Here is a 24803-nt window from a genome sequence, read left to right as displayed (position 1 = left end):
TGGCCCAATATAAAAGGGGACTTTTTCAGTGCCCTCAAATTTTCAAGCCTTATTTTTTGTTCTTATTTAACTGCTAATTCCTTAGTAGGTTTTGTCCATATTTTTAATTCTTCGCACGATAAAAATTCAGGATTAATATCGATGTAAGTTGTTTCTCTTCTTGACTCAAACCATTCGCTCAACGTACGATTGATCTTATCTTGTCTTGCAGCTTCTTTTATCTTCGCAAAATCCTGCTCCATATTTGCTTTGTGCGGAGGTATTCTTGAACGTAAATAATAGATACGGTATGATTTTTCGCCTAAACGCTTGTCTGTATAAACAATTGGTTTTGATATTTCACCAACTTTCAATGGGTCGATAGCATTGAAAACTTCAACATCGTCCAACTGATCCATCGGAATTAATGTAGAACGATCTTCCATATTTGATACGACACCACCAGCGTATTTCGTGTTTTGGTCATCCGAATAAATAGAAGCAGCCTGGTTGAAAGTCAATTTGTTGTTTCTAATCAAATCAGCAACGCTATCAATCTTAGCCTTTGCACGGTTCAATGATTCGAAAGTAGCTTGTTTTTTCACCAATACGTGTCTAACGTTTACCTCTTCACCACGGCGTTCTAATACTTGTAAAAAGTGGAAACCAAATTGTGTTTCGAATACTGGAGATATTTCACCTTTTTTCAATCTAAAAGCATTTGCAGAGAATTCTTTTACCCAATTTTCGCGGGTATTGAAGCCTAATTCACCTCCATAAGGAGCAGAACCATCTTCAGAATATAAACGCGCGATAGTTCCAAAGTCAGAGCCGTTAAGTACTTGTTGGCGGTAGCCTTCAGCTTTTTTACGAAATTGATCTTTTTCTTCTTTCGTCAATACAGGATTAATCACTAACTGTGCATATTCGATTTCTGTATTAAAATAAGGAAGACTATCCGCATCCAAACTGTTGAAATATCGTTTTACTTCTTCAGGAGTAACATCGATTTTAGAGACAATTTGACCTTGCATTTTATTACCTTTCAATTGTTCTGCTACAGCAGGACGCATCTCTTCTTTGTGCTGTAGGATGGAGCGGTTTAGGAATTCCTCCAAACGCTCTTTACCGCCAGCTCGTTGCACCATATTGCGGATACGAAAATTCAATTGATCGTCCACTTCACTTTCAGAGACTTCTACAGAGTCGATAACTGCCTGTTGAGCTAATAATTTTTGGGTCAACAATTGTTGTAGGATATAGCATTTGATTTTATCGTCAGGCTTATTTCCTTGCGCCAAAAATTGTGTGTATTCAAGTTCTAGATCTGATTGCAATATCTGCGCATTCCCTACAGTAGCAATTATACGATCTACTAATTTTTCTTGTGCCGATAAAGTATTTATGGATACCGTTAGAATAATAAGTATTCCTAAAAGTTTTTTCATTAAATTGTAAGTCAAAATTTATGGTACAAAAATATTAGAATAATTTATAAAAGCACTATTTTTCAATTGAATAATGCTAACTTACTGCCAGCAATAACTATTCAGGAGCTTTATCTGCGAATATACTGTTTTGTAATCAAGCAAATAATCTATTTAACGAATTTTAACGAGTCTATGAAACGTCTTTTTCTATCCTTCATCCTTTTGAGTATATCAACTGTTGTATTGCATATGAATACAGTATATGCACAACACGAAAAAATGTATGTGGGTACATACACTAGCGGTAATGATAGTAAAGGCGTTTATGTTTATGATTTTGATGAAAGATCAGGTGAAGCTATATTAGAAAAGACTATTGCTATGGATAATCCATCTTTCCTCGCGCGTAAAGGGGCGGTTTTATATGCAGTAAATGAGGATTCTAAAGGAATGCTTACGGTTTACGATTTGGATTCAGATAAGATATTAAGCCATGTCTCCACGGATGGAGAACATCCGTGTCACATTTCTTTGAGCCCCAAAGATCCAGTACTTGTTGTTTCCAATTATTCGAGTGGTTCGTTAGTGCTGTATTCTTTGAATCAAGATGGAAGTATACATGCTTTGGATGATTTTTTGAAGTTCAATGGTTCAAGTATTAATAACGAAAGACAAGAAGAATCCCATATTCATTCCGCATTTTTCAATAGGGAGGGTTCTCAAGTATATGTATCCGATTTAGGCGCAGACTTAATCTATGTTTTTGAAATTGAGCGACAAAATGATAAATATAGATTCCATAAGGTGCAGGAGATCAAAACTAAATTCGGTGGTGGTCCAAGACATTTAGTTTTCTCTCAAGATGAAAAAACGCTATATAGCATATTGGAAATGACTGGAGAAGTTCAGGTTTTTCAAAAAGAGAATAATGATTGGGTTTCCAAGCAAATAGTCCCAATGTATCCAACAAATTTCAAAGGCGAACATGGCGGCGGAGATATTAAATTAAGTAAAGATGGAAAGTACATATTCGCGACGAATAGGGGAACAGCTAATTTTATTTACCAATATAAAATTAATCAAGATGGAAAGCTTAAGGTGAAGAGATATTCGAGTGTCTTTGGTGACTCTCCTAGAAATGTTAATTTATCCCCAAGTGAAAAATTCATCTTTGTTACAAATCAAAACACCAATAATATCACCATCTTTTCTAAAAAGTTAGAAAAACCAAAAGATGTGGGCTTAGTTCTACAAATTCCTAAACCAGTTTGTGTTATTTTCTGAATAAATTGGATTGTTTATTATATTTGATATTATTAGTTAATTATTACCTAAAGTCATGTCTGTAATATCTTTAAAATTTAAAGATTTATTTGAAGAACATTATCAAAACTTATGTTTCTTTACATACACCTTGGTAAATGATAAAATCTTAGCCGAAGATTTTGTTCAAGATGCTTTTATTGCCTTATATAATAATCAAGAAATATTAGATAAGGAGGCAAAGGTTTTAAAAGCCTATTTATATACCACAATAAAAAATAGTGTGCTTAATTGGGCTCGGCGCACAAAAGTGGAGCGAAAATATCATGATTTGACACCTTTTGTTGATTTTGTCGATTTAGATTTTGATAATGCTATGATTAAAGCGGAAACAGTCGGTGAAATCAATAAAATTATAGCAAAACTTCCAGATTCTTGCCAAAATATTTTTAAACTATACTACCTCGAAGGATTATCTACCAAAGAAATTGCCACACAGCTCCAATTAAGTATTAATACGATAAAAACCCAAAAGCAACGCGGATTAAAGTACATACAATCAAAATTAAGTCCTGAGTTTTTTTTAGTTTTATATTTTATTTTAAAATAATTCATTTTCTTGTCACCCTTTATTAGGTGTTAGGTTTCTTATAGATATAAAACCTAGTTTATGTCTATTAAGGATATTATCGTAAAATATATTAAAGGTGATTGTTCTCCTGCCGAAAAAGAGCAATTAGATATATGGCTAGCTCAAAATAAAAAGAATCAGGACTTATTAGATAGTTTACTGAATTCTAAATCATTTGAACAAGATATTATTAATTACAACTTATTTGATAAAGAAGAAGCTTGGAATAAGTTATCAGCAAAAATAAATCAAAAAGATAAGAAGGTTATTAAATTTTATCCTCGCCACTGGTTTTATGTAGCGTCCATTATTCTGGTCTTATTTAGTATTTCATTTTTGTACCTAAAATATACCAGTACTTTACAGGAGGAAACTCTAGTCCAGCTCTCTGAAGGAAAAGTATTAAAAGATTTATCAGGTGAAATTTTACCTGCAACCTCAGGTGCTATACTTATTAAATCAAACGGACAAAAAGTTACGCTAGAAGATTCATTCAATATAGAAATGGATGGCTCAGTTGTAGTGAACGAATCCAAAATATCAGATGAGGAACTTAATAACGGGAGTTCTTATTATGAATTAATAGTTCCAAAAGCAAAGATTATACAATTTGCTATGTTTGATGGAACAAAAGTTTGGGTCAATGCTAACTCCAGATTGAAAATCCCAACAGCGAGCTTTAAAAACGAACGTCGAATCACTATTTTATCCGGAGAAGCTTATTTTGAAGTAGCCAAATTTCAAAATAGCAAATTTTTCGTCGAAAGTGATAAAGGTATTATCGAAGTTTTAGGAACAAAGTTTAATGTAAACACCGCTAAGAATAACTTTAAAACCACCCTAGTAGAAGGAAGTGTAAAATTAAGCAATGATTATGATGAAGAAATACTGACACCAAATTCAGCCGCAATAGTATTAGATAATCAGTTTAAAGTGTTTAAAGCAAATATATACGCGGATTTAGCATGGAAAAACAACATATTCTATTTCAATAACACAACTATACATAGGATTGCTCAGCAGATCGAAGATTGGTATGGTGTAAAAGTACATATAAGCTCTAGTTTAGCGAAGAGTCAAGGCACTTATTCAGGTGAATTGCGTAGAGATGTTCCGCTTACAGAAGTTCGCAAAATGTTGGAATTTATTTCTGGATTGGAGGTAAGGATAGAAGGAGAAAATATGAATATTAATAAATAACAGGAATGCGCCAACATTCCTGTCAAAATGAATTTACTAAATAGTTTTAATGTAAAACCAACTGTAAAAGTAACTAAAAGTGTTTATATATAATATACTAACCTGGTGGTTTTTATGGTTTTACGGTTTCTTTTCAAGCAAAAAGATTTGGTTTATCATCAGAATGTTAATATGATTTTGCCAAACTAGCGGATTAATTAACTTGATTTTTTCACCTAAAATGAATGTATATGAATAAAATATCTACTTAAAGTGACAGTTATGGAATGCGCCAACATTCTTGTCAAAATAATTTACTAACTAAATATTTAATGTTAAACCTTAACAAATGTATGATTAACAATCCCAAAAAGAGGTTGTGGGCTTCCTCCCCAACTCTTAAAAAAGCTTTATTTTATATGAAAGTTTATATTTTCATTTTATTGGCTAGTCTTCAATTGGTATCTGCAAAAATCACTGCACAGACTGTAACCCTTAATTTGCAAAATGCCAAATTAGAAGATGTATTTAGAAGTATTACATCGCAGAGTCAATATAAATTTCTATACAATGATGAAATTTTAGTAAGAGTGCCTAAAATAACGCTTCACGTAAAAAATGAGCCTTTAGAAAACGTATTATCTAAAATATTATCAAAGGATCAATTTGAATACAAAATTGTATCTAATACTATATTAGTCAGTACAAAGACTCCAAAATCAACGCTAGAGAAAAATGTTATTCAGACGCAAGCTACTGGAATTGTGGTGGATGCTGAGGGCAAAGCGTTAAGTAACGTATCTATCGTTATAGTGGGCTCTACCAACGCCTCAATGACTGATAAGGATGGTAAATTCCAAATTCCAGCCACTGCGGGAAATATTATTGAAGCAAGGTATTTGGGATATAAATCAAGTCGAGTTACAATATCAAATTTGAATAATATCAGAATTGTACTTACTTCAGAAGAATCTAATATAGATGAAGTGGTAGTTACAGGTTTAGGTGCTAAAATAGATAAAAGAACTTTTACAGGAGCAACTACCAAAGTGGACATGAAAGATATTGAACTGGGGGGCTTACCTGATCCTTCACGTGCTTTGGAAGGCCGTGTTGCAGGGGTTATAGTTCAGAATCAAACAGGCACATTTGGTACAGCACCTAAAATTAGAGTTCGCGGTGCAACATCAATTTTTGGTTCGTCTAAGCCATTATGGGTGGTTGACGGAATTATAATTGAGGATGTAGCAGATGTGTCATCTGACGCACTAGCCTCAGGTGATGCTCTTACACTAATAAGTTCTGCTGTAGCTGGTTTAAACGCTAATGATATTGAATCATTTACCGTTTTAAAAGATGGTTCTGCAACATCTATTTATGGTGCTCGTGCAATGGGAGGAGTTATCGTTATCACTACTAAAAAGGGGGCTTCAGGACGAAATAGTGCAAATTATGTGGGAGAGTTTACATCTAGAGCCATACCATCTTATTCGAATTTTAATATTATGAACTCTCAAGAGCAGATGGCCTTTTACCAAACATTGGAACAAAGAGGTTGGTTGACAATGCCAAGCGTAGCAGTCAGAAGTGAATCAGGAGAGTATGGTAAGATGTATGAGATGATTAAAAATGGAACTCTTGAAAATACTCCAGAAGCAAGAAATGCGTATTTGAGAGAAGCTGAGTATAGAAATACAAATTGGTTTAACCAATTGTTCAGTAAATCCATTATGCAAAATCACTCTGTAAGTTTATCATCCGGTACAGATAGAGCGCAGTATTATACATCTATCAGTGGAGTTTTTGATGATGGATGGTCTAAAAAATCGAGTGTAAAAAGATATACTGGAATGTTCAATTCTTCATTCGATTTGTATAAAAACCTAAAATTAGATCTGAGAACAAATGGTTCTTATCGTGATCAACAAGCTCCAGGTACTTTAGGCCAGACGATAAATACAGTGGCAATGGAAATCAAAAGAGATTTTGATATTAATCCTTATTCGTATGCATTAAATACTTCTCGTACTCTTGATCCGGATAAGTTTTATACAAGAAATTATGCTCCATTTAATATTTTACATGAGTTGGATAACAACTTTATGGATGTAAATGCGGCAGATATTAAGTTTCAAGGAGAGTTGAAGTGGAAACCAATCAAACCCTTAGAATTAGGATTATTGGCAGCTACTAGATACCAACAAACTTCGCAACAACATTATATAAAAGACAACTCCAACCAAGCATTGGCCTACCGTTGGATGCCAACAACTTTTATCAGAAATTCTAATTCATACTTATATACAAACCCAGATGATCCATATGCTGTTCCAGAAACAGTAATGCCTTATGGAGGTATATATAATCGTACAGATTACAAAATGTTAACGAATGATTTTCGTTTTACAGCGTCATATGACAAGACTTTTGATGATGTACATAAGGTGTATGTATTTACAGGAGCTGAAACGAATTCAGTTGAAAGAAATAACAATTGGTTTAGAGGTTGGGGACTTCAATATGAGTTAGGTGAAATTCCATTTATAGACTATAAGTTGTTTAAAAAGGGTCAAGAAGAAAACTCAAATTATTATTCAATAAGAAATACCAGAAGTAGACAAGCCGCATTTTATGGTACTGCAAACTATACTTACGATAATAGATATACCTTAAATGGAACTATTCGGTATGAGGGAACAAATAGATTAGGAAGAAGTAAAACAGCACGTTGGATGCCTACTTGGAATATCGCAGGTATGTGGAATGTTTCAGAAGAAACTTTCTTCAAAAATTTGGATATACCTGTTAGTAATTTTAGTATTAAATCTTCTTATAGCTTGACAGCAGATAGAGGTCCTTCCTCAGTAACTAATTCTAAAATAATAATCACCAGTTATAATCCTTGGAGACCAAATACCGCAGATAAAGAAACCGGTCTAAGTATTTCAAGTTTAGAAAACTCCGAACTAACATTTGAGAAAAAACATGAATTTAATATCGGTACTTCTATAGGTCTTTGGAGAAATAGAATTGCATTAGATGTTGATTACTATACTAGAAAGCAGTTTGATTTAATTGGAATTGTGAATACTCAGGGATTAGGAGGTCAAATTACTAAATATGGAAATGTAGCGGATATGGAATCTAACGGATTCGAATTGAGTTTGGCGGCAACGATTATTAAAAATGATAATTTCTCGTGGGTATCTAATTTTATTTATGCCAAAGCAAAAAATAAAGTAACATCTCTGGAAAATAATAGTAGAATTCTAGATCTAATAGCAGGAGGTGGTTTTGCTTTAGAAGGATATCCTGTAAGGTCATTATTCTCTATTCCTTTTGTAAGACTTAACCAAAGTGGTCTTCCTGTGTTTCTAAATTTCGATGGAAATGAAACTATTACAGGTCTTAATTTTCAGAGACGTGATGATCTTGAATTCTTAAAGTACGAAGGCCCAACAGATCCAACTGATTTAGGAAGTTTTGGAAACATATTTTCTTATAAAAATCTTAAATTAAATGTATTCTTCACTTATTCATTTGGAAATGTAATCCGTCTGGATCCAGCATATAAAACTGGATATACAGACTTAGATGCTACCCCGCGCGAATTAACTGATGCTTGGGTTAATCCTGGTGACGAGTTACGTACTAATATTCCTGTTATTTTGGATAGCAGATTTATTCGTAATAATAGTCAATATGATTATGCATATAATGGCTATAATTATTCAACAGAAACAATAGCGAAGGGTGATTTTATACGTATGAAAGATGTTTCGTTAACATATGATTTTTCAAAGGATTTTGTGCAAAGGTTAAAAATGGCCAATCTTGGTTTACGTTTTAACGTGATTAATCCTTGGTTAGTTTATGCCGATAAAAGATTGAATGGTCAAGACCCAGAGTTTGTGAATGCTGGTGGTGTAGCTTTGCCTATTACTAGACAATATACTTTAACACTTAAAATGGGCTTTTAATATTATAAATTATGAAAATTAGATTAATACATATTTTATTATCTGCCGGTATTATTAGTTTATCATCATGTGAAAAATATCTTGATGTACTACCTGATAATCGTGCTGAACTAGATAATACGGAAAAGATAGGTAAGATGTTAGTAAGTGCTTATCCATATGCATCATACGTAACTGTTGCTGAAATTTCATCAGATAATGTAGATGAAGTAGCCTCTACATATGTTAATTACCCAAGATTTATTGAACAGATTTATAAGTGGGAAGATATTACAGAAACTAATAATGACGGTATTGAGCGAATTTGGGCAGGTGGATATAATGCCATAGCAAGTGCCAATGCTGCACTTCAGGCGATTGAAGAAGAAGGTAATCCAACTACCTTATCAGCCCAAAAGGGTGAAGCACTTCTGGCACGTGCATATAATCACTGGATTTTGGTTAATATGTTTGCCCAAAACTTCTCTAAGACTCATTCAAAGACTGATTTGGGTATAACTTATATGACTAAAGCAGAAACTGTATTGAATCCAAAATATGAGCGTAATACAGTTGCTGAAGTATATGATTATATTGCGAAAGATTTAGAAGAAGGCTTGCCATTAATTAATGATGCTAGTTATGCGAACTCGAATGTAGCAAAATATCATTTTAACAAAGCAGCAGCATATACATTTGCATCAAGGGTTGCATTGTTTATGGAAGATTGGAATAAAGTAATTGAATATGCAACGATAGCTTTGGGAGATAATCCAAGTTCAACTTTAAGAGATTATAAAACCATTGCAACATTTTCAGCTGATTTTCAAAATTTCGCCAGAGAGTATAATTCAAGTAGTGTAAAAGCTAATTTCTTGATGACAGCAGTGACATCCGCTATGGGACAAACTTTTGGTAATTATTCTACTATAAATAGGATTTCTCATGGAGGATCTATTGGTATGCTAGAAACTATTTTTGCACGACAGCCATTTGGTAAAGCTTCTTTATCGACAGATTATCGTATAAAAGCTTCTGTTTATACTAGTGCTACATTAAATAGAATAATTTTTCCACATGTTGCAAGGATGTTTGAATATACAGATCCAGTAGCTGGAATTGGCTATACCAAAGGAGTATATGCTCCGATTACTTCCGAGGAAGCTTTATTAAATCGTGCTGAAGCCTATATTATGTTAAAAAATTATGGTAAAGCTATAGAGGATATGCAGTTACATATAAATAATAATACTATTAATAATCCTAGTGTAATTAGTGAAGCTTCTATAAATACGTGGGCTAATTCTTTTGAATATTTTACGCCAACCGCACCTACTCCTAAGAAAAAATTAAATCAAGAATTTACGATAGAGGTAGGTACGCAGGAAAATATGATTCATGCTGTATTATCATTAAAAAGGTTACAATTTTTAAGTACAGGAATGAGATGGTTCGATGTAAAAAGATATGGCATCGAAATTACCAGAAGAGTTGCTCCGGCTATTAATAATGGTGTTCATACTTATGAAGTGAGTGACAATACCTTAAAAAATAGAGATGCTCGTAGAGCGATACAGTTACCGCAAGATGTTATTTCAGCTGGTTTAACACCTAATCCTAGATAGTTATGAAATTTAATAGATTAATATTTTTAACATTTACTGGGCTGGCTACATTGCTATCCTCATGTGAAAAAGAAGATGCTTTAGATCCAAATAGTGTTTTCGTGGACTCGGTGATTCCTAAAAATCCTTTGGACAATTATATATATAACAATTATACTAAGCCATATAATGTAGAACTACTTTATAAATATATAGATAAAGAATCTGATATGGCTTATCGATTAGTGCCTGCACCTTACGAGGCCTCTGTTCGTTTGACAAAATTGATGTTATATGCAAGCATGCAACCTTATGATGTGGTGACTGGAGGTACGCAGTTTCTTAAAGATAACTTTCCAAAACTCATTACATTTACTGGTTCAGTTCCGGTACAGACAAATGGAGTAATTATTTTAGGAACAGCAGAGTCTGGAACGAAAGTATCTCTTTATAATTTGTTAGAATTGAGCGAAGCAAATGGTAAAAATCCTACTTTCTTGAATCAATATTTCTTTAAAACTATACATCATGAGTTTCAACATATATTAAATCAAAATCGCCCATATCCTAGTAATTTTAAAGAAATTTCAGGTTTGAGCTATGTCGATGATGAGTGGAATGCAAAATATACAACTACAGGGGCTGCGGTTGCCGCAGGGTTTATTTCCCCTTATGCATCGAAAGCAGATGGTGAAGACTTTGCAGAACTTTTTTCTTTTTATGTTACAAGATCACAGGCGGATTTCGATGCGATTCTTAATTCAGCAGGAGCAACAGCAGCAGGTAGAACAATAGTTAACAATAAATTGGCAATTGTTAAAACCTATATGAAGTCTGAATGGGGTGTGGATATGGACTTACTAAGACAGGAAATTTTATCTCGTTATAGTAATTTAGCAACATTTGATCAAACAACTTTAAATTAAGAAACATGAAAATTAAATCTTTTATACTAGGTATATCAATTTTGTCTCTAGCCACAAGTTGTGAAAAGAAAATGGATAAAATTTTTGATGAAAATCCTACTGATCGTTTAAATATGACTGTTGAAAAGGTATATAGTACGCTTCAAGCTAATACATCGAGTTGGTTAATGGAATATTATCCAAGTAATGCATTAGAGTTTGGGGGATATACGTTATTTGTTAAATTTCAAAATAGTACCAATGTAGTATTCGAAGGAGATTTTACTACTAAAGAAGCTACAACCAGTACTTACACGGTAGTGCCAGGTGCAGGCCCTATCTTAACATTTGATACCTATAACCCCATATTTCATTTTTTCGCTTTACCACAGTATTATAATAAAAATAGTGCCTATCAATTGCCTGGTTTTATTAATACAACTGCAGGTATTGGTGCGTCTAATGAAGGTATGAAGGGTGAAAATGACTTCCTTGTCCTAAAGGCTTCTGCGGATTCTGTCATTCTAGAAGGTCGTAAATCATATAATATCGCGGTTCTAACAGCCGTGAATGCTTCAGAAATTGCTGCTTATAAAGCTGCGGTAACTAAATTCTTCCCTTTAGGAGGGTATTCCTTTGAAGTTGGTGGTGAAACAATTGCTGCAACATTTGCAAATTCATTAACTAAAAGAGCATTAAGAGCGACAATTACCTCTGAAACAACTTCGACTACTACTACATTCTCATATAGATTTACTCCCAATGGGTTAAGCTTTTATAAGGAGTATGAAATTGGTGGTGTTAAATTTAAAACTTTAAAATATGTTGAGCCTACTGGAGCATATATAAAGGGATACTTTACGAATAATGAGGGTACAATTAAATTAGTTCCAAGCACATAGAATATCTCTTTATCAAATATTCATATCAATTATGAATGCATAAAAATGCCCTGCGTCATTAATATGAGGCAGGGCGTTTTTTAAATAGTAACTACATAATTTGATATAACAATCATTACTCTGGTACGGAATAATGATTCAAATATCTGACGATGCTATTTGCTCGGGAATTGACATAACGGGAAGGTCTGCGGGAATCCCATTTACGTGGATTCGGCAGTATCGCGATGATTAAGGCTGCTTCTTTTTTGGTTAAGCTTTTGCCAGATTTGTCAAAATAGTATTGCGCAGCAGCTTCAGCGCCATATACGCCCTGACCCATTTCGATAACATTAAGATATACTTCCAAAATTCTCTTTTTGGACCAGAATAATTCAATCAAAAAAGTGAAATAGGTTTCTAAGCCTTTTCGAACCCATGAACGTTGAGGCCATAAAAAAACATTTTTAGCAGTTTGTTGTGAAATTGTAGATCCTCCGCGGAGAGGTTTACCATCCTTATTTTTCTCGAAAGCTTCCATAATGGCTTTTGTATCAAATCCATTATGCGTCATAAAATGTGCATCCTCGCCTGCAATAGCAGCTTTTTTAAGATTCGTTGATAACTCATCATAATTCAACCATTCCTTTTCAATCTTGAAACCTTTGCCCGCTGCTTTCCATTCAAAACCCCGTTTTATCATTAAAAAAGTAACAGGAGGATTAATAAAGCGTAAGGCCAAAACCCAAAATATGGTGACAGCAAAAAATCCAAGTACGATACGAATAGTCCACTTTTTGGTAATTTGAAACCAATTTCTGGAGGGGGATTTTCGCGTATTAGTTTTCTTGCGAGGGGAAGATGAATTTGAATTTGTTCTTTTGATAGCCATGACTATTCGATACGGTATTTTGATGCAAACCTAAAGAAAAAATGTACAATATGCACGAGGATTTGTAACTTGTATGGTAATATATTTCTTAGTAGTAAGAGATCGATAACTGGATAAATTATAATAATTCTACAGATGAAGGATACAAGTAAGCACGATGAAAAGATCGCAAAAATGATATTTGCGTCGGTTTATCCACATTATGTGACTAAAGTCGAGAAAAAAGAACGAACCAAAGAAGAATTACATGAGGTTATTTCTTGGTTAACAGGTTTTTCAGAAGAAGAAATTCAGCAACATATCAACAATAAATCTACTTTCAAGGAATTTTTCGATGCGGCAAGATTAAATGAAAATGCACATTTGATTACAGGGTTAATTTGTGGGTACCGTATAGAAGAAATCGAGAATCCGTTGACCCAGAAAGCGCGATACTTAGATAAGCTGGTAGATGAACTGGCAAAAGGAAAGAAAATGGAAAAAATCTTAAGAAAATAAGAAAAATTGAGCGATTATCAATTGATTTTGTGCAAAAATTAAGCCTTTTTTGCCCTTGTCAAATCACGGCTTTTATCTTATTTTTACGCTTCAACTAAAATTTATTTTCCATTGGCAAAGGCAAAGAAAGAAACTCCTCTAATGCAGCAATATAATAGCATCAAAGCTAAATATCCAGGTGCATTACTGTTATTTCGGGTAGGTGATTTTTATGAGACGTTTGGTGAAGATGCGATTAAGGCTGCCGGAATTTTGGGTATCGTTCAAACCAAAAGAGGAAATGGGACGGAATCCGAAACGGCTTTAGCTGGTTTTCCACATCATTCGCTCGAAACTTATTTGCCAAAGTTGGTGCGTGCAGGATGTCGTGTCGCTATCTGTGACCAACTGGAAGATCCAAAACAAACGAAAACTATTGTCAAACGTGGCGTAACCGAATTGGTTACACCAGGAGTCTCGTACAACGACAATATCGTACAACAAAAATCCAACAATTACCTTGCTTCTGTCTATTTTGAAAAAAGCACAGTCGGAATTTCTTTTCTAGATATTTCGACAGGTGAATTTTTAGTTGCACAAGGTAGTGTAAACTATATTGATAAGTTACTTCAGGGGTTCAAACCGACGGAAGTAATTATGCCTCGCAAACAATCCAAAGAATTTTTAGAACAGTTTGGGTCGTCGTATTATACATATTTTTTAGACGAATGGCCGTATTCAGGTGATTACGCCAATGAAACTTTACTAAAGCATTTTGAGGTTAATTCTTTAAAAGGTTTTGGTATTGACCGAATGACTGTCGGAATTGTGTCTGCTGGTGTTGCTTTGCATTATCTAAATGAAACCGAACACCGAAATCTGCAGCATATTTCAAATATTGCACGTATCGAGGAAGATCGCTTTATGTGGTTGGATCGTTTTACGATTCGCAATCTGGAATTAATTGGCTCTGCTAATGAAAATGCAACTACTCTTTCGGATGTGTTGGACGAAACGGCTTCCCCAATGGGTGCGCGTCTATTGAAGCGTTGGATTGTGATGCCACTGAAAGATCGTAAATCCATTCAGGAACGTTTGAATGTGGTAGATTATTTCTATCAGCATCGTGATTTGCGAGATGAATTGATTCGTGAAATCAAGCAAGTAGGGGATTTAGAACGTTTGATTTCTAAAATAGGTTTGCTTAAAGCTAATCCGCGTGAAATTATTCAATTAAGACGTTCGCTATATGCTACCGAAAAGCTAAAAGAATTAACGAATGTAACGGAATCAGAAGCTTTGCGAATGATTTCGGAGCAGCTAAATGCTTGCACAATCATTCGTGAAAAGATTGAGCAAACTATTCAAGCAGAACCACCTGTTTTGCTCAACAAAGGTAATGTCATAGCGGATGGCGTTGATGAAGATTTGGACAAATTACGTAAGATCGCTTTTGGAGGAAAAGATTATTTAGTTGAAATCCAACGTCGTGAAGCAGAAGCAACGGGTATTCCATCTTTAAAAATAGCTTTCAATAATGTGTTTGGTTATTATCTCGAAGTGACCAATACGCACAAAGACAAAGTGCCAGAAAGCTGGATTCGTAAGCAAACCTTGGTGAATGCAGAGCGTTACATCACGGAAGAACTAAAAGAATACGAAGAACAAATTTTAGGTGCGGAAGAGAAAATTCAGGTTATAGAAAATAGAATTTACGGCGAGTTGCTGGTTTCTATAGCCGAATACATCAAGCCTATTCAATTGAATGCACAATTGATTGCTAAATTGGATGTATTGCTAAATTTTGCGACAATAGCAGAGAAAAATTATTACTCAAAACCGGAAATTTCGGATTCCAAAATATTAGATATCAAAGGTGGTCGTCACCCTGTGATTGAAAAGAATCTTCCGATAGGGGAGGATTATATCACAAATGACACTTATCTAGATCCCGAAACACAACAAATTATTATTATCACCGGTCCGAATATGGCAGGTAAATCGGCGCTATTGCGTCAGACTGGTTTGATCGTGTTGATGGCGCAGATTGGATCTTTTGTTCCTGCAAAAGAAGCGCACATCGGTTTGGTGGATAAGATTTTCACCCGGGTAGGAGCTTCTGATAATTTATCATCCGGTGAATCAACCTTTATGGTAGAAATGAACGAGACAGCAAGTATTATGAATAACCTGTCGGATCGTTCGTTGATTTTATTAGATGAAATTGGTCGTGGTACAAGTACATACGATGGGATTTCCATTGCGTGGGCTATTGCCGAATTCTTGCACAATCATCCTTCTGCCCGAGCGAAGACGTTGTTTGCCACGCACTATCACGAATTAAATGAGTTGAATAACTCTATGCCACGCATTAAAAATTATAATGTGACGGTGAAAGAAGTTAATAATAAAGTTATTTTCTTACGTAAGTTAATGCCTGGTGGTTCTGAACACAGTTTTGGTATTCACGTAGCTAAATTGGCGGGTATGCCTCCAAAATTAATTGGACGTGCTTCGGAAATCCTAAAACGTCTAGAGCAAGAACGTACAGGTGGAGAGAAAATCAAAGACAGCATGCGCAAAATTCAAAAACAAGCGCATCAATTACAAATGTTTGCCATTGATGATCCTGTCTTAGAAAAAATCCGTGATATGCTGAATCATTTGGATGTCAATTCATTAACACCTGTGGAGGCGTTGATGAAATTAGACGAAATTCAGCGCGTTTTAAAAAGTTAAAAACGTACAAAAAACTCGAAAGATGCGTATTTGGATGGGATGTCTGATTTCAATCGGCTATCCCATTTATACGGCACTAAATGTACATTACTTTCGATACCGATGTAGGTTTTCTTTGCGATGTGTCGCATAATTGAAATACCTAAGCTTGAATGCAAGGTTTGCACATTTCTGAATCGCATCGTTTCGGTTTCATTGCCATCATCGTCTTCTCCGTAAACAGTTTCGGATAATCCAGTCCAAATAAAACCATAGCCCAAATTGATTTTAGGTAAGATAATAAATCGACCTTTATCCAATAATTTATACCCTACACCTAAGGCGATTACATGACTTGATTTTGATTCTACCTCACGAATTTCCTCTTTATAGACAAAGTCGAATGCCGGAGCTTTAGAATGTGCGCGAAATTTGTAATGAACGTCCAACACAAAATCATTGATAAAAGGAGTCATATAAGACAATCCTCCGGTAACCGACTTTCCAAAATAGTAATTCTCACCAATAGGCTGGAAAGAGCCGATGTGTACTCCAAAAGTATTCTTTTCCTTGTGTTGATCCACTTCTATTCGCTCTTTCATCTTCTTGTCCGGTGCTGATTCTGGCTGCAAAATATTTAAGTAGGAATCGATATCATCATTAAAAAGATACAATAATGCTTCTTCTTCCTTGTTTATGTTATTATATGTTGGAGAATTCAAAAGAGCAGTCGCTTTGATTTTTAATAAAGAATCTGTTGGATGGCCAAGCGGAACGTAATCATATTTCTTCTTATTTTGCTGATAAGAAGATCTATTTTCATACGAATCATCCCAACGTGTAATTAATTTGCTGTCAAATTTATTTTTAAAATATTTGGAACGTAGCTGATCGGTATTGGTCTTGTTTATAATTTGATAGATTAATCGCGTACGCAATGTGAATTCAGATTCTCCACAGCTTGCTTCCATCGTATTCAAAGTCTGTACAATTCCATTGTAATCATTACGCTGTAACTGAGTGAGGAGTTTTTCAATTGCAATAGCCGTAACCGATTCGCAGGAGTTTTGGGCAAACAGGGAAAAAGTGCTGATAAATAAAAAAAGAAAAGTTATGACAGGTTTTATAATATTCATAGTGGTTAGTTTAATACTAAAGTATGTATAATATTCAAATTCTTAAAACGCAAAAATGTCTACCTTTGCTGCAATGGGATCAATTTTTCGATTTAAAGAGTTTGAAGTCAATCAGCAGGGCTGCGCCATGAAAATCAATACGGATGGGGTATTGTTAGGCGCAACAGTAGCTGCAAATAATCCTACGCGGATATTGGATATCGGGACGGGTACAGGAGTCATTGCTATGATGCTGGCACAACGATTTACAGACGCTCAGGTGGATGCGGTCGAAATTGATGAAGAAGCTTTTAAAAGATCAACAGATAATTTTCAAAACTCTCCTTTTAAGAATCGGATACAAGCCTATTTTGGATCTTTCGAAGAGGTGAAGTCTAATTTTCCATATGATCTTATTGTCAGCAATCCGCCTTTTTATACGAATTCTTTGCACAATCCTGATTCCAGAAAAAAATTAGCCAGACATACTGATTTTGATTTTTTTAATAAACTTTTAGTATTTGCACAGGAGAAACTTACACTCCATGGGCAGTTGGAGTTGATATTACCAGTTGAATTAGCAGAATATGTCATAGAACATGGGCACGCGATGGGACTTCATCTTCGTAAAACTATTACCATGCGCTCTTTTGCTGATTCTGAAGTGATAAGAAATTTGATTACCTTAGGAAAGAATTCTGTCGAAAGTACAATTCAGGATGATTTCATTATTTATGAAGAGAAAGGTGTGTATTCTGCTGAATATCGTACGGTATTAAAACCATTCTTTTTAGCATTCTAGGATTATGAAAAAAATAGGCTTATTATCAGATACACATAGCTACTTGGATGATGCGGTTTTCAAACATTTTGAAAATTGCGATGAAGTTTGGCATGCTGGAGATTTTGGTTCTTTGGAGGCAGTAGAGAAACTTGAAGCTTTTAAGCCTTTTCGAGGGGTGTATGGGAATATTGATGATAAGACCATTCAACTACGTTGCCCTGAACATTTGCGTTTTGAATGTGAAGGTGTGGATGTGTGGATGACACATATTGGAGGATATCCAGGACGCTACTCTTCCCTTGTGAAATCGGAAATTACCAAAAATCCACCTAAACTTTTTATCTGCGGCCATTCGCACATTCTGAAAGTGCAATATGACCAAAAATTACAGCTATTGCATTTAAATCCTGGTGCAGCTGGTAAGCATGGATGGCATAAAGTTCGCACGCTTATGCGTTTTGATTTAAATAATGGTAAAATTGAAAATTTGGAAATAATCGAGTTGAATGTAAGGTAAAATATTTCATATTTTTACTTTTAGAAACTCAAAATTATGATATCTATAAAAACGCTAGGTCAGTTCATTATTGAAAAACAAGCTGACTTTCCTTACGCCAAAGGCGAACTTTCCCGTTTATTACGTGATATTGGCATTGCAGCCAAAATTGTAAATAGAGAGGTTAATAAAGCCGGATTAGCGGACATTTTGGGTACAAATGGTGATAGTACCAATGTATTTGGGGAAAATCAAAAGAAATTGGATGTGTACGCTGATGAGCAATTTATCTCCGCATTGAAAAGTGGTGGAGAATGTTGTTTTGTGGCATCCGAAGAACAAGAAGAAGGTGTGCTATTAACTGACGCTGGTATTTCTAAAAATGCTAAATATATCGTTTGTATAGATCCTTTGGATGGCAGTTCCAATATTGAAGTCAATGTTTCTGTAGGAACAATTTTTTCTATCTATAGGCGAAAAAGTGCAGTTGGTGAAGATATTACGGAGGATGATTACCTTCAAACTGGTTTAGAACAAGTAGCGGCTGGTTATATAATCTACGGATCATCTACGATGTTGGTGTATACTACTGGGAAAGGCGTTAATGGTTTTACTTTAGATCCATCTATAGGTGAATTTTGTCTTTCGCATCCAAACATGAAAATTCCTGAGACAGGAAAAATCTATTCTATTAACGAAGGAAACTATATAAAATTTCCACAAGGAATTAAAAAGTATATTAAATATTGCCAAGAAGAAGATACAGAAACTAATAGACCGTATACCTCCCGTTATATTGGTTCAATGGTAGCTGATATTCACCGTAATCTGTTATTGGGAGGAGTATTTATTTATCCGCAGACAGCTGCGCAGCCAAACGGAAAACTAAGATTGATGTACGAATGTAATCCCATTGCTTTTATTATCGAGCAAGCAGGAGGGAAGGCTTCAACAGGAGGGAACGTATCTTAGAATTAAAACCTACAGAATTGCATCAACGCGTTCCTGCCATAATCGGTAGCACAAAGATGGTGGATAAAGTGCTGGAGTTTTTGAATTAACCTAAGCTATCTCGAACTTCTAATAAGAAAGATTTCAAACGCTCAAGAGAATCGACAACACGTTGGTTCTCTTTTGCTTCTGATTTATTTGCTTTCAAATACTCACGAGCACCCTGTAGCGTATATCCTTTGTCTTTTACGAGATTGAAGATGATTTTCAAGTTAGCAATATCTTCTTGAGTGAATAGACGATTACCTTTTTTATTCTTCTTTGGTTGAAGAATATCAAATTCACGCTCATAAAAACGAATCTGAGAAGCATTGACACCAAACATTTCAGTGACTTCTCCCATTGTATAGTACAATTTATTTATTTCTCGTTCTTTGTAAGGCATACCCGTGACTTGTTTTTCTTAAAGATAACAAATATACAATCTATGATTCAAATATTAAAGTTAGGAATAATTGTTGTAAATTAAGGAAGATACTTAACAAGATGAAAGGGAAAATATTCGTGAGTAAGTTTTGGACTAAAGTTTTTTCTTTTGGGAAGGCTGATGCTATTACTATTTTTCCATTTATATTTTTGCGACAAAGAGGATTAAAATCGGATAGAATCCTTCTAAACCACGAAAGTATTCATCTTTTCCAAGCTTTAGAGTTGCTTGTTTTCCCGTTCTATATTTGGTATTTGAGTGAGTTTTTGATACGATTTATTCAGTATCGAAACTTTGATAAAGCTTATCGCAATATTTGTTTTGAAAGGGAAGCATACGCAAATCAAGAAAACGAAAAATATCTGAAGAAACGTAAGATTTGGAATTTTTGGAATTATATATAAAAGACAAAGGTCATTCTGAATAGAATGACCTTTGTTGTAAGTTGTTATTTTACCAACTTCAAGAAAGTTGAAACTTTGTCTTTTAGTTGTCTTCTATCTACTATAAAATCTAAAAAACCGTGTTCTAATACAAATTCCGAAGTTTGGAAACCTTTAGGAAGGTCTTTCTTAATCGTTTCTTTGATGACACGTGGTCCCGCAAAACCAATCAAAGCACCAGGTTCTGCAATATTAATGTCGCCCAACATGGCGTATGAAGCTGTCACACCACCTGTAGTAGGGTCAGTCAACAAACAGATATAAGGCAATTGCGCTTTACTTAATAAAGCCAATTTTGCTGAAGTTTTAGCCATTTGCATCAACGAGAATGCAGCTTCCATCATACGAGCACCACCTGATTTTGAGATCAACATAAATGGTAATTTATGCTCCAAACAATAGTCTATAGAACGTGCAATTTTTTCACCTACTACTGATCCCATTGAACCACCTATAAAGTTGAAGTCCATACACGCGATAACAATATCCTGTCCATTCAATTTCCCGTGACCAGAACGTAGAGCATCTTTAAGGCCGGTTTTCTTTTGGCTTTCAACCAAACGTTCGTGATAAGGTTTGCTGTCAACGAAATTTAAAGGATCACCCGCAGTTAGATTAGGAAATAATTCTGTAAACTGATTGTCGTCAAATAAAATAGAAAAATATGCTGCAGAACCAATACGGATGTGATAATCACAATACTGACACACGTATTTGTTCTCGATTTGTTCAATATTCAAAAGAGGTTTTTTACAATTAGGACACTTATCCCACATCCCATCAGGAGCCTCTTTTTTGTTTGCTGTTGCAGTTCTAATACCTGCAGTACTTCTTTTAAACCAACTCATACAATAGTGTTTATTCGAACTACAAATAAACAAAAAGATATGGTAAAAGTAAAACTTAAAGGCTAAAAGTGATAAAGGAATTCAGGCGGAAATAGAAAAGTATAGACACAAAAAATGGGCAAGCTCCCTTTATCGCACCGCTCAACCTAATACCCTTGCTATGTTCCCATCCTGGGGGAGTCAAAGGGAGCTGGTCGTAAAGGACTTACCCACCACAAAAGTAGGAAAATTTTGAGATTTTCAAAAGTAAATCACTGTAATCTTCCTATCGCACTGATGTTCAGCAGGAAAAATTACATTTTCCTTTCATCGTATTCGCCTTTAAGCGCAAAATAACCGAAGATACCTAGTCCTATTGACACAATGGGTGTTAAAATAAACACAATAATAAGCCCAAAAACTAAATCTTCTTGGTTTCCTGTCTGTAATTTTGGAAAGCCAAATTGTACAATACAGAAATATGCGGTAGCTAATGCTAATATGATCCAAACTATGCCTAATATTTTTTTCAAAAATTCCATTCTATTGATTTTTAGCGTAAATACTTTTATTGATATACAATGAACCGATGATAAAACATACGGCCGAAATAATGATAGGATACCATAATCCTGCTAAATAATATTCTGCATCATTTAGTGTCTGTGCATTTGTTGCCAAATACGTGGAAACAGCAGGTAATAAGCCTCCAAATACGCCATTTCCGATGTGATATGGTAAGGACATGGATGTATAGCGAATCTTTACTGGGAATATTTCAACCAAGAAGGCTGCAATTGGGCCATATACTAATGTGATATAAATAATCTGGATAAAAATGAGCAATATCAAGAACACATAATTGCCACCTGATATGGTAATATTTTGTTTTGTAGATATGGAATTCTCCACAGTATTAGAAATGTGTTTTGTGGTTGTGGTAGTCAGAATAGTACCATCGGTATAATATGATTTATGCGTAATGACTTCGTCCTCTCCACTTTCTGTATTTACTTCTTCAAAGAATTCTTCTTTTTGTGCTACTATTTCTTCTTTGTTAGCCACATTGGTTATTTGATACATCTGTTCGTAAATAGGACGATAAGTCAGTAAAGCTAAAGCCATACCAGTAAGCATGACCCACTTACGTCCCACTTTATCCGAAAGCCATCCAAAAACGATAAAAAATGGTGTGCCACATAGTAAGGCTATTCCTAAGATCATGTCTGCTTGATCGGTATGTAAATGCATGACCGTTTTCATAAAGCTCATGGAATAGAACTGTCCCGTATACCATACTACGCCTTGTCCCATTGCCGCTCCAAACAAGGCAAGTAATACAAATTTCAGATTATATTTATTACCAAAACTTTCTTTTAAAGGATTTTTAGAGGTTTTACCTTCAGATTTCGCTTGCTTAAATTCTGGTGACTCATCCATGTTTTTACGAATCAGATAGGATACATATACCATGAAAAGTGACAATAAGAAAGGTACACGCCATCCCCAACTATCAAATTGCTCTTCATCCATCAAGGTGCGAGTCACTAAAATCACGATTAAGGATATAAAAAGACCGAAAGTAGCAGTAGTTTGTATCCATGAGGTCCAATAGCCGCGTTGTCCTTTAGGACTGTGTTCAGCAACATACGTAGCTGCTCCTCCATATTCTCCACCTAAAGCTAGCCCTTGCAGTAAGCGTAGAATTAAAACTAAAAAAGGTGCCCAAAATCCTATGGTTTCGTAGCTTGGAATACAACCTATTAAGAATGTTGCACCGCCCATTAACATCAAGGTAACCATAAATGTGTATTTCCGTCCGATAAGGTCTCCTAATCGTCCAAAAAATAATGCGCCAAATGGTCTTACCACGAAGCCTGCCGCAAATGTGGCTAAAGTGGACAAGAAGGCTGCTGTAGGATTATCAGCTGGGAAGAATTTTGTCGATATCACGATCGATAAACTTCCGAAGATAAAAAAGTCGTACCATTCAATGAGCGTCCCAAGGGAAGAGGCTCCAATTACTTTCCAAATACCTTTGCTGGATTGCGTTTCTGTTGTCATAAATGTTTATACAAGGTTAGATTAATTTATATGTTTTTCCTGCTAAGGAGACAATAAGGGATTTCATCTCCATTTCGAGAAAAATAATAGCCAATTTACTTTGTGGCCAGTCACCAAATAAGGCTATGTCGTCAAAACTCCATTTTTCATATTCTTTGATGTATTCATAAACTTTTTTCTCATCCTTGCTCATGTCAGGCGGGATAAGATTTAATTGTTTTGCATTAGCTTTCTTATTTTCTTTGCCCCAATTCATCAGATAAGACAAGTCTTCCGCATTGCGAATGAGAGGTACGCGATTGGTTTTAATCAAGTAATTGCAACCTGCAGAATACTCTTGATCAATTCCGCCCGGAAAAGCACAAACATAGCGATTGTACGTATTGGCAATTTCTGCCGTGATTAAAGCTCCGCCTTTAATGGCTGCTTCTACCACGATAGTAACGTCTGATAGTCCAGCTATAATACGATTACGCATTGGGAAATTTTGCCGATCTGGATTTGTGCCAGAAGGAAATTCCGTCAGCAAACCTCCATTCTCCAGCATTCGAGATGCTAATTCCCGATGTGTAGCTGGATAGATTCTGTCCAATCCATGTCCTAATATGCCGATTGTAGGAATATTGTTTTTCAACGATTCTCGATGTGCTAAACTATCTATGCCATAGGCAAGACCACTTATGATTTGAACATCAAAATCATTGAGCTGTTGAATAAAATCTTCACAAATACGTTTGCAATAATTTGTAGCATTCCGTGCACCTACTATGCTTATTACTCTTGAGGGGTTTAGCGATGCCGTTCCTTTGTAGTATAATAGGATAGATGCATCTTCACAATTTTTGAGTCTCTTGGGATAGTTTTTATCTTCTATCCACGCGATTTCAATCCCATGTTTTTGAATAAAATTGTACTCTTCTTCGGCTTCTTTGAGATAAGATTTGGAGGCTATATTTTCAGCTAGTATTTCTCCAATAGTGGGAATGGCTAACAGCTGTTTCTTCGAACTACGGAAAATTTCTTCTACGGAACCATTGTATGCCAATAACGTACGGCTCAATTTTGGGCCAATACCTTTGATTTTGGTCAATGCAATTTTCTCGAGAATGTTCATAACTGGTGCTTTAAATATAAGGAATACTTTGTTTTTATTCCAAACCTTTAACCCTTTTTTTGTTAGGAGTGTTACCTTTGTGTATTAAAAATTGATGAGCTATGGAAATGCAAGAACCTTTTGATATAGAAATTAATAATGTAGTCTATTCGGTTTTTCCGGACGAAAAAGATACCTATACTATCTTTAAAGAAGGAAAAGAGTATGTGCAGATTATTAAAGATACCGAAACAAGCTGGTTAAAACTTCATCCTGAAACAGGTTTGCCGATGTTTGGAATGGACGAGGAGGTGAACCGTATAGGGGCAGAGATAACGAAAGAATTGGGAAGTTAATTTTGGTTAAAATATTAATATCCAGAATCAAAGGGTTGTATCTTTAAGGTATAACCTTTTTTTATGCGCCTTTGTATTTTTATTTTCTTTATATCCTCTATTTTTCTTTTGAGCTCATTTGAGAAGAAATCATATATTTCGAGCTCTTTTTTGGATACACTTAAAAAGGATACCCTAAATATTGATACTGTTGGAATTAGTAAAGCTCTTTCTGCAGAACAAAGATATGAAGCTCGAAAAAAGCAATATCGCACTATTTATAAATCGGC

General features: G+C 35.0%; 21 protein-coding genes, 1 other RNA gene and 1 pseudogene. 14 read left to right on the top strand and 9 right to left on the bottom strand.

Annotated features, from left to right (window positions below; genetic code table 11):
• Positions 1-62: 62 nt before the first annotated feature.
• On the bottom strand, positions 63-1427 hold the full coding sequence (locus G5B32_RS14375) for a peptidylprolyl isomerase (protein WP_165292209.1): 1365 nt from the start codon (positions 1425-1427) through the stop codon (positions 63-65).
• A gap of 174 nt (positions 1428-1601) precedes the next feature.
• Here G5B32_RS14375 and G5B32_RS14370 point away from each other — a divergent pair, with 174 nt between their 5' ends.
• From G5B32_RS14370 to G5B32_RS14340, 7 genes are all read left to right on the top strand, one after another.
• The gene (locus G5B32_RS14370; RefSeq protein WP_165292208.1) at positions 1602-2693 is read left to right on the top strand and encodes a lactonase family protein; all 1092 of its coding nucleotides are present in this window, start codon (positions 1602-1604) and stop codon (positions 2691-2693) included.
• Positions 2694-2748: 55 nt separating this feature from the next.
• Positions 2749-3282 (top strand): RNA polymerase sigma factor, encoded by a 534-nt coding sequence (locus G5B32_RS14365; RefSeq protein ID WP_165292207.1) that lies wholly within the window; start codon positions 2749-2751, stop codon positions 3280-3282.
• 60 nt (positions 3283-3342) lie between these two features.
• Positions 3343-4503: a FecR family protein gene (locus tag G5B32_RS14360; RefSeq protein ID WP_165292206.1), complete on the top strand. Its 1161-nt coding sequence runs from the start codon at positions 3343-3345 to the stop codon at positions 4501-4503.
• A gap of 398 nt (positions 4504-4901) precedes the next feature.
• The gene (locus G5B32_RS14355) at positions 4902-8462 is read left to right on the top strand and encodes a SusC/RagA family TonB-linked outer membrane protein (protein WP_240899067.1); all 3561 of its coding nucleotides are present in this window, start codon (positions 4902-4904) and stop codon (positions 8460-8462) included.
• A gap of 11 nt (positions 8463-8473) precedes the next feature.
• Positions 8474-10066: a RagB/SusD family nutrient uptake outer membrane protein gene (locus G5B32_RS14350; RefSeq protein ID WP_165292204.1), complete on the top strand. Its 1593-nt coding sequence runs from the start codon at positions 8474-8476 to the stop codon at positions 10064-10066.
• A 2-nt stretch (positions 10067-10068) separates the two neighbouring features.
• Positions 10069-10971: a putative zinc-binding metallopeptidase gene (locus tag G5B32_RS14345; protein WP_165292203.1), complete on the top strand. Its 903-nt coding sequence runs from the start codon at positions 10069-10071 to the stop codon at positions 10969-10971.
• A 5-nt stretch (positions 10972-10976) separates the two neighbouring features.
• Positions 10977-11852: a DUF4302 domain-containing protein gene (locus tag G5B32_RS14340; protein WP_165292202.1), complete on the top strand. Its 876-nt coding sequence runs from the start codon at positions 10977-10979 to the stop codon at positions 11850-11852.
• A 115-nt stretch (positions 11853-11967) separates the two neighbouring features.
• On the opposite strand, the gene mtgA is transcribed toward G5B32_RS14340, so the two are convergent.
• Positions 11968-12723 carry a monofunctional biosynthetic peptidoglycan transglycosylase gene (gene mtgA / locus G5B32_RS14335; RefSeq protein WP_165292201.1) on the bottom strand — a complete coding sequence of 252 codons (756 nt, stop codon included), beginning with the start codon at positions 12721-12723 and terminating at the stop codon, positions 11968-11970.
• A 135-nt stretch (positions 12724-12858) separates the two neighbouring features.
• Here mtgA and G5B32_RS14330 point away from each other — a divergent pair, with 135 nt between their 5' ends.
• Positions 12859-13221, top strand: coding sequence for a DUF2200 domain-containing protein (locus G5B32_RS14330; protein ID WP_165292200.1), 363 nt, complete (start codon positions 12859-12861; stop codon positions 13219-13221).
• 111 nt (positions 13222-13332) lie between these two features.
• On the top strand, positions 13333-15939 hold the full coding sequence (mutS, locus tag G5B32_RS14325; protein WP_165292199.1) for a DNA mismatch repair protein MutS: 2607 nt from the start codon (positions 13333-13335) through the stop codon (positions 15937-15939).
• On the opposite strand, the gene G5B32_RS14320 is transcribed toward mutS, so the two are convergent.
• Complete coding sequence (locus tag G5B32_RS14320; protein ID WP_165292198.1) at positions 15936-17054, bottom strand: hypothetical protein; 1119 nt, start codon at positions 17052-17054, stop codon at positions 15936-15938. The two genes, mutS and G5B32_RS14320, sit on opposite strands and share 4 nt — an antisense overlap.
• Before the next feature lie 55 nt (positions 17055-17109).
• Between G5B32_RS14320 and G5B32_RS14315 the strand changes: the two genes are divergently transcribed.
• From G5B32_RS14315 to fbp, 3 genes and pseudogenes are all read left to right on the top strand, one after another.
• Positions 17110-17835, top strand: coding sequence for a tRNA1(Val) (adenine(37)-N6)-methyltransferase (locus G5B32_RS14315; protein ID WP_240899066.1), 726 nt, complete (start codon positions 17110-17112; stop codon positions 17833-17835).
• Between the two features lie 4 nt (positions 17836-17839).
• Positions 17840-18334, top strand: coding sequence for a metallophosphoesterase family protein (locus G5B32_RS14310; RefSeq protein ID WP_165292197.1), 495 nt, complete (start codon positions 17840-17842; stop codon positions 18332-18334).
• A 36-nt stretch (positions 18335-18370) separates the two neighbouring features.
• Positions 18371-19374: pseudogene (gene fbp, locus G5B32_RS14305) on the top strand (class 1 fructose-bisphosphatase).
• On the opposite strand, the gene G5B32_RS14300 reads toward fbp, so the two are convergent.
• A complete protein-coding gene (locus tag G5B32_RS14300) occupies positions 19371-19709 on the bottom strand; it encodes a MerR family transcriptional regulator (RefSeq protein ID WP_165292196.1) in 339 nt (112 codons plus the stop codon). The pseudogene fbp and the gene G5B32_RS14300 sit on opposite strands and share 4 nt — an antisense overlap.
• A 101-nt stretch (positions 19710-19810) precedes the next feature.
• Between G5B32_RS14300 and G5B32_RS14295 the strand changes: the two genes are divergently transcribed.
• Complete coding sequence (locus tag G5B32_RS14295) at positions 19811-20155, top strand: hypothetical protein (protein ID WP_206366913.1); 345 nt, start codon at positions 19811-19813, stop codon at positions 20153-20155.
• 44 nt (positions 20156-20199) lie between these two features.
• Here the strand turns inward: G5B32_RS14295 and accD are convergent, their stop codons facing one another.
• The 5 genes from accD to dprA all read right to left on the bottom strand — a co-directional run bounded on the left by accD (position 20200) and on the right by dprA (position 24199).
• Entirely contained in the window at positions 20200-21042 is an 843-nt protein-coding gene (gene accD / locus G5B32_RS14290; protein WP_165292195.1) for an acetyl-CoA carboxylase, carboxyltransferase subunit beta, read from the bottom strand.
• 113 nt (positions 21043-21155) lie between these two features.
• Positions 21156-21253, bottom strand: an RNA gene (ffs, locus tag G5B32_RS14285) — signal recognition particle sRNA small type.
• A gap of 82 nt (positions 21254-21335) precedes the next feature.
• The gene (locus G5B32_RS14280) at positions 21336-21563 is read right to left on the bottom strand and encodes a DUF6814 family protein (RefSeq protein WP_165292194.1); all 228 of its coding nucleotides are present in this window, start codon (positions 21561-21563) and stop codon (positions 21336-21338) included.
• Position 21564: 1 nt separating this feature from the next.
• Complete coding sequence (locus G5B32_RS14275; RefSeq protein ID WP_165292193.1) at positions 21565-23085, bottom strand: MFS transporter; 1521 nt, start codon at positions 23083-23085, stop codon at positions 21565-21567.
• 16 nt (positions 23086-23101) lie between these two features.
• Positions 23102-24199: a DNA-processing protein DprA gene (gene dprA / locus G5B32_RS14270; RefSeq protein ID WP_165292192.1), complete on the bottom strand. Its 1098-nt coding sequence runs from the start codon at positions 24197-24199 to the stop codon at positions 23102-23104.
• A gap of 101 nt (positions 24200-24300) precedes the next feature.
• Here dprA and G5B32_RS14265 point away from each other — a divergent pair, with 101 nt between their 5' ends.
• The gene (locus G5B32_RS14265; protein ID WP_165292191.1) at positions 24301-24534 is read left to right on the top strand and encodes a hypothetical protein; all 234 of its coding nucleotides are present in this window, start codon (positions 24301-24303) and stop codon (positions 24532-24534) included.
• Positions 24535-24803 lie beyond the last annotated feature (269 nt).

The organism is Sphingobacterium sp. SGL-16 (genome assembly GCF_011043515.1).
GTDB lineage: Bacteria > Bacteroidota > Bacteroidia > Sphingobacteriales > Sphingobacteriaceae > Sphingobacterium > Sphingobacterium litopenaei.
The sequence above is the reverse complement of the archived record's forward strand: the minus strand, read 5'-3'. Positions and strand labels throughout refer to the sequence as shown.